This is a genomic window from Variovorax sp. P4_D9 (genome assembly GCF_056401695.1).
Genome location: NZ_JBFUIU010001268.1, coordinates 1 through 1,861, shown reverse-complemented (window position 1 = coordinate 1,861; position 1,861 = coordinate 1). Strand labels below are relative to the sequence as shown.

The following is a 1,861-nucleotide window of genomic DNA, read 5'->3' as shown; positions in this document are numbered from 1 at the left end:
GCTGCCGACCTTGGCGCGCGCCAGCACTTCCTTGATCACGAGGGCCCCGAGCTCGGTGGCCGGGATGTTGGCCAGCGATCCGCCGAACTTGCCCACGGCGGTGCGTGCGGCTGAAACGATGACGATGTCTTCCATGGTGTGCTCTCCGATGCGTGGTTTGAAATGACAGAAAAGGTGGAGGGTCAGGCCTTGGCCCTGACGTAGCGGCCCGGCGCCGGCTCGCTCGCCTTGTAGGCGCTGCCTTTGCCGTAGGCCTTGGGGGCAGGGATCTGCTTGCCCGCATGGGTCTTCAGCCAGTCGGACCAGTCGGTCCACCAGCTGCCGGGATGCTCGTTCGCGCCAGCCAGCCATTCGGCCTGCGTCTTCGGCAGCTTGCCGTCGGCACGGATCCAGTGGCTGCGCTTCTTCTTGGCGGGCGGATTGATGACGCCCGCGATGTGGCCCGAGGCGCCCATCACGAAGCGCTTCTTGCCTTTCAGCACCTGCGTCGATGCATAGGCGCCGCCGATCGGCACGATGTGGTCCTCGCGCGAGCCGTAGATGTAGACCGGCGCCTCGATGGCGCCGAGGTCGACCTGCTCGCCGGCCACGGTCAGGGCGCCGGGCACCGCGAGCTTGTTCTCGTGGTAGGTGTTGCGCAGATACCAGCAGTACATCGGACCGGGCAGGTTGRTGGCGTCGCTGTTCCAGTAGAGCAGGTCGAAAGGCGGCGGCGTCTCGCCCTTGAGGTAGTTGCCCACCACGTAGTTCCAGACCAGGTCGTTGGGCCGCAGGAAGCTGAAGGTGGAGGCCAGCTCGCCGCCCTGCAGCAGGCCGCCCTTCCCCATCTGCATCTCGCGGAACTGGACGAAGTTCTCGTCGATGAAGATGTCGAGCACCCCGGTGTCGGTGAAATCGAGCAGGGTGGTCAGCAGCGTCACCGAGGCGGCCGGCTGCTCGCCGCGCGCCGCGACCACCGCCAGCGCGGTGCTCAGGATGGTGCCGCCAACGCAGAAGCCCAGGGTGTCGATCTGGCCGCCGCTCTTGTCCTGCCCGGTGATCTCCTGCGTGACATGGATCGCCTTGATGGCCGCGTCCTCGATGTACTGGTCCCAGGTGTAGTGCGCCATCGACGCATCGGGATTGCGCCAGCTCACGACGAACACCCGGTGCCCCTGCTCCACGGCATAGCGGATCAGCGAGTTCTCGGGCTGCAGGTCGAGGATGTAGAACTTGTTGATGCAGGGCGGCACCAGCAGCAGCGGCCGCTCGAAGACCTTGGCCGTCAACGGCTTGTATTCGAGCAGCTGGAACAGATCGTTCTCGAACACCACCGCGCCCTCGGTGCTGCCGACATTGCGGCCGACTTCAAAGGCGCTTTCGTCGGTCATGCTCACATGGCCCTGCTGCAGGTCGTGCAGCAGGTTCTGGATGCCCTTGGCGATGCTCTCGCCCTGGGTTTCGAGCGCTTTCTTCTGCGCCTCGGCATTGAAGGCCAGATAGTTGCTGGGCGCCGAGGCCGCCATCCACTGCTCGACCGCGAAGCGAAGCCGCGAACGGGTCTTCTCGTCGGCTTCGACGGCTTCCGCCATGCTCATGAGGGTGCGCGCGTTCAGCAGGTAGATCGCGGCCGAGAAGGACGAGACCGGGTTGCTGCCCCAGGCCGCGGCGGCAAAGCGCTTGTCGGCGCTGGCCTGGGCGGCGAAGCCCTTCTGCCAGAGTTGGGTGGCCTCGCTGACGTATTGCTCCTGCAGCTGGCGCAGCTTCTCGGGGGGAAACGAGAGCTTGGGCACCTGGCTCCAGGGCGCTCCTACCGAGGCGCCCCCAGGCGCGCCGAGCGATTGAAAAGATTCGAGGGCTTTCTCCCATCCCTGCGTGAGGG

General features: G+C 65.9%; 2 protein-coding genes. Both read right to left on the bottom strand.

Annotated features, from left to right (window positions below; all coding sequences use genetic code 11):
* The coding region (locus AC1DY5_RS53795; protein WP_478122384.1) for a thiolase family protein at positions 1–135 on the bottom strand (135 nt) is incomplete at its 3' end.
* 47 nt (positions 136–182) lie between these two features.
* Positions 183–1,861 (bottom strand): class I poly(R)-hydroxyalkanoic acid synthase (gene phaC, locus AC1DY5_RS53790; RefSeq protein ID WP_478122383.1); only part of this gene is annotated, 1,679 nt, incomplete at its 5' end.